Annotated in this window: 5 protein-coding genes; 3 read left to right on the plus strand and 2 right to left on the minus strand. The window is 64.0% G+C overall.

Annotation, left to right across the window (positions count from 1 at the left end):
- Window positions 1-282 (minus strand): alpha/beta fold hydrolase (locus tag EN781_RS27885; protein ID WP_189347899.1); only part of this gene is annotated, 282 nt, incomplete at its 3' end.
- Window positions 279-1,217, minus strand: coding sequence for a choline ABC transporter substrate-binding protein (gene choX, locus EN781_RS27890; protein ID WP_126055154.1), 939 nt, complete (start codon window positions 1,215-1,217; stop codon window positions 279-281). The genes choX and EN781_RS27885, both read right to left, overlap by 4 nt.
- A gap of 110 nt (window positions 1,218-1,327) precedes the next feature.
- Here choX and betI point away from each other — a divergent pair, with 110 nt between their 5' ends.
- The 3 genes from betI to EN781_RS27905 form a co-directional block, all read left to right on the plus strand.
- Complete coding sequence (betI, locus tag EN781_RS27895; protein WP_245455489.1) at window positions 1,328-1,942, plus strand: transcriptional regulator BetI; 615 nt, start codon at window positions 1,328-1,330, stop codon at window positions 1,940-1,942.
- Window positions 1,943-2,030: 88 nt separating this feature from the next.
- The gene (locus tag EN781_RS27900) at window positions 2,031-2,807 is read left to right on the plus strand and encodes an SDR family oxidoreductase (RefSeq protein WP_126055156.1); all 777 of its coding nucleotides are present in this window, start codon (window positions 2,031-2,033) and stop codon (window positions 2,805-2,807) included.
- A gap of 262 nt (window positions 2,808-3,069) precedes the next feature.
- On the plus strand, window positions 3,070-3,992 hold a 923-nt coding region (locus EN781_RS27905), incomplete at its 3' end, for a class II fumarate hydratase (RefSeq protein WP_145965663.1).

Here is a 3,992-nt window from a genome sequence, read left to right on the forward strand (position 1 = left end):
GTCCTCTGCGAAGTCAGCAATGCGATAACCATCGCCCGCCTGTGAGGCGCCGTGGCCGCGCAGGTCCGGCATGATCAGTCGGCGCCCGGAAAGATGCGGCGCCAGCAGCGAAAAACTGCGGCTGGTGTCGGTGAAGCCATGAACCAGGAGCAGCGGCGGCTCCGAACCGGCGACCTCGACATAGGCAAGATCGAGACCGCCGACACCGGCGATTTGCTTGCGGCCGGCCCAGGGGTCCTGCTCGGCCTCCTGATGCGCCAGTTCCAAAGCTGCCGGCCTCACAGTCCGAGCTTTTCCTTGACCGCGGCGAGGCCTGGCTTGCCGTCGAAAGTGGCGACACCGGCGAGCCAAGCGTCGAGACGATCCTTGTGCAAGGCGATCGACTTCAACGCCCCCTCCTCCGGCTTCATGCCGTCATTGATCAGGTAGCCCATGCCGACATTCTCCATATCGATGTCGAATGCGAGGTTCTTCAGGAACTGCGCCACATTCGGGCATTCCTGCAGAAAACCCTTGCGCACCTGCGTCGTCACCGTCGCGGCGCCGAAATTAGGGCCGAAGAACTTGTCGCCGCCGGTCAGGTACTTGAAGTCGTACATCGTGTTCATGGGATGCGGCGCCCAGCCCTGGAAGACAATGAATTGCTTCTCCTTGATCTCGTAGCCGACCTCCGAGAGCATGCCAGCTTCGCTCGACTCGACCACCTGCCAGCCGTCGAGGCCGAACTGAGGATCGGCGATAGCGTCCATCATCAGCTGGTTGGAGCCCGGCTCGATGCCGTACATCTTCTTGCCGAACTTGTCGGCGAATTTGTGCAGGTCGGACAGGTCCTTGACGCCGGCGTCCCAGACATAGGTCGGCACGGCGAAGGTGTATTTGGCGCCGACCAGATTGACGCGCACATTCTCGATCGAGCCGTCCTTCTTGTAGGGCTCATAGTAGGTGACCATCGCCGGGTCCCAGTAGCCGAGGAATAAATCGAGGTCCCTGTTCTTCATGCCCTCGTAGATGACGTTGATGCCGAGCACCTCGCTCTGCGGCTCGTAACCAAGCGCCTGGAGCAGGACGTAGGCGACCCCTGTGGTGAAAGCGAGATCGTTCCAGCCGGGTTCCGCCATGCGGACCGCCTTGCACTGCTCGGCCTCGGCCGCTCGGGCCGCCTGGGTACCCAGCATCAACGCAGCCAGACAGACCCCGTTCGCAAGCACTCGCAACATATCGGCTCTCCTCTGATTGACCATTTAGTCAAATTATTGTCCCATTGGTCAATTGTTGATCTAGGTGGACGAAAATGTCAACATGGAATCGCCATGCTTGGATCGATCCGATGAAACTCACGCGTCTCAGCGACATACGCCGCAAGGAGTTGCGGCAGGCGGCCTTCGCGGTGCTGGAGCGCGAGGGCATTGCCGGTGCGACGCTGGAAAAGGTGGCGGCCCAGGCCGGCGCCTCGAAAGGCATCGTGCTGCACTATTTCCGCAGCAAGCAGGAGCTGTTCGAGCATGCCATGCGCGAGGCGAATGCGGTCCTTTGCCACGCGGTGATCGCCAGGCTCCGGCGAGCGCGGACGCCGATGGAACGGCTCAACGCGGTGATCGAAGGCAATTTCGAGGAGCATCTGTTCCGGCCGCCGCTCTGCCATGCCTGGCTGTCGCTCTGTGCCGAGGTGCCCCGCGACGAAAAGCTGGCGCGCATCCAGAAGGTCATCCACGCGCGCATGCGCTCGAACCTGTTGTCCGGCTTGCGCGGCCTGACATCGCCGGACGTGGCCGACGAGATAGTGATCGGCGTCACCGCACTGATCGACGGGCTGTGGGTTAGGCTTGGCCTGCGGCCGGGCAGCGTATCGCGCGAGTTGGCGGTGCGCCAGGTCAAGGACTACGTCGTGGGACGCCTCGCCCTGCGCCAGACAGCGCCCGCCGGGATGGCGTCGGCCGGGTAAGTTTCATACCGGGCGATAGGCCGACGGGTTGACCCTCCGCGCCATTCGGCGCTGCATCCCTGCGCGGCACATTGCAAGGAGCCTGGCGATGAGACTTCAGGGCAAAAGGGCGCTGGTCACCGGCGGTTCGGATGGCATCGGCTTGGCAATCTCTGAAGCCTTCGCTCGCGAAGGCGCCGATGTGCTGATCGTTGGCCGCGATGCCGGCAAGCTAGAGGCCGCGCGGGACGCGCTGGCGGTGGAAGCAAAAGGTAACGCCACGGTAGAAACGCTGTCGGCCGACCTCGCCACCAGCGCCGGCATCGACGCGGTGGCTGCCCGGGTCAAAGGATCCGGTCGGCCGCTCGACATCCTCGTCAACAATGCCGGCGTCGCTTATCTGGTGCCATTCGAGACGGTCAGCGAAGAACGGTTCCAGCATTCCTTCGCGCTCAACGTGACGGCGGCCTTCTTCCTGACGCAGCGGCTCCTGCCGCAGCTCGGCGCCGGCGCCTCGATCATCAACATCTCGTCCTATTTCGCCAACAAGATGATCCCGAAGCGGCCGTCCAGCCTTTACTCGCTCTCCAAGGGCGCGCTGAACTCGCTGACCAAGTCGCTCGCCTTCGAGCTCGGCCCGCGAGGCATCCGGGTCAACGCGATTGCGCCCGGCACGATCGACACCGCCATGCGGCGCAACTCGATCGAAAACCTGCCGCAGCAGGCACAGGACGACCTCAGGGCCTATGTCGAGCGCTCCTATCCGCTCGGCCGCATCGGCCGCACCAGCGACCTCGCTGGCATTGCCGTCTATCTCGGCAGCGACGAGGCCGCCTGGACCAGCGGCGGCATCTTTGCGATCGACGGCGGCTATACGGCGGGGTGAGAGGCTCTCTCTTCCCCTTCCTCCCTTGTGGGAGAAGGTGTAGCCGAAGGCGACGGATGAGGGGGCTCCAGCTTGGCGCCGACAGCGATACGTCACGCACCTCTCAACCGTGTCGGCGCTGCGCCCGATCCACCTTCTCCGACAGAGGGAGAAGGAAGAGGCGCTTCAACCGATTTGCATCTTCTTGGCCCGCAATCTCTGCTTGATGCCATTTGTGCAACGCGATACGCCGTTGCCGAATTCGACAACCGGAGACCCTCCAGTGAGCGCTGAGAAGAGCAGAACCGAAACCGACACATTCGGTCCCATCGAGGTCGCCGCCGACCGCTACTGGGGCGCGCAGGCGCAACGTTCGCTGGGCAATTTCAAGATCGGCTGGGAAAAGCAGCCGGCCTCGATCGTGCGCGCGCTCGGCATCGTCAAGCGCGCCGCGGCCGAAGCCAATATGGAGCTGAAGCGCCTCGATCCCGCGCTCGGCAAGGCGATCATCGAGGCCGCTCAGGAGGTGATCGACGGCAAGCTCAACGACCATTTCCCGCTGGTGGTGTGGCAGACCGGCTCGGGCACGCAGTCCAACATGAACGCCAATGAGGTGATCTCCAACCGGGCGATCGAGCTGCTCGGCGGCGTCATGGGCTCGAAGAAGCCGGTGCACCCGAACGACCACGTCAATATGAGCCAGTCGTCGAACGACACCTATCCGACGGCCATGCACATCGCCTGCGCCGAGCGCATCGTGCACGATTTGCTGCCGGCGCTGAAGCACCTGCACAAGGCGCTGGAGGCCAAGAGCCAGGCGTTCGCGCATATCATCAAGATCGGCCGCACGCATACGCAGGACGCCACCCCGCTGACGCTGGGCCAGGAATTCTCCGGCTATGCCGCGCAGGTCGCCTCCTCGATCAAGCGCATAGAGATGACGCTGCCCGGCCTGCAGGAGCTGGCGCAGGGCGGCACCGCGGTCGGCACCGGCCTCAACGCGCCGGTCGGCTTCGCCGAAAAGGTGGCGGACCGCATCGCCGCCATCACCGGCATAGCCTTCGTCACCGCGCCGAACAAGTTCGAGGCGCTGGCCGCCCATGATTCCATGGTGTTCTCGCATGGCGCGATCAACGCGGCGGCGGCGGCACTCTTCAAGATCGCCAACGACATCCGCTTCCTCGGCTCCGGCCCGCGCTCCGGCCT

The organism is Mesorhizobium sp. M4A.F.Ca.ET.090.04.2.1 (assembly GCF_003999085.1).
In the GTDB taxonomy this organism is placed as follows: Bacteria; Pseudomonadota; Alphaproteobacteria; order Rhizobiales; family Rhizobiaceae; genus Mesorhizobium.

Excerpts from the sequence above, each read along its gene's own strand:
- betI (WP_245455489.1), top strand. The coding sequence starts at position 1,328 with ATGAAACTCACGCGTCTCAGCGACATACGCCGCAAGGAGTTGCGGCAG.
- choX (WP_126055154.1), bottom strand. The coding sequence starts at position 1,217 with ATGTTGCGAGTGCTTGCGAACGGGGTCTGTCTGGCTGCGTTGATGCTG.
- EN781_RS27900 (WP_126055156.1), top strand. The coding sequence starts at position 2,031 with ATGAGACTTCAGGGCAAAAGGGCGCTGGTCACCGGCGGTTCGGATGGC.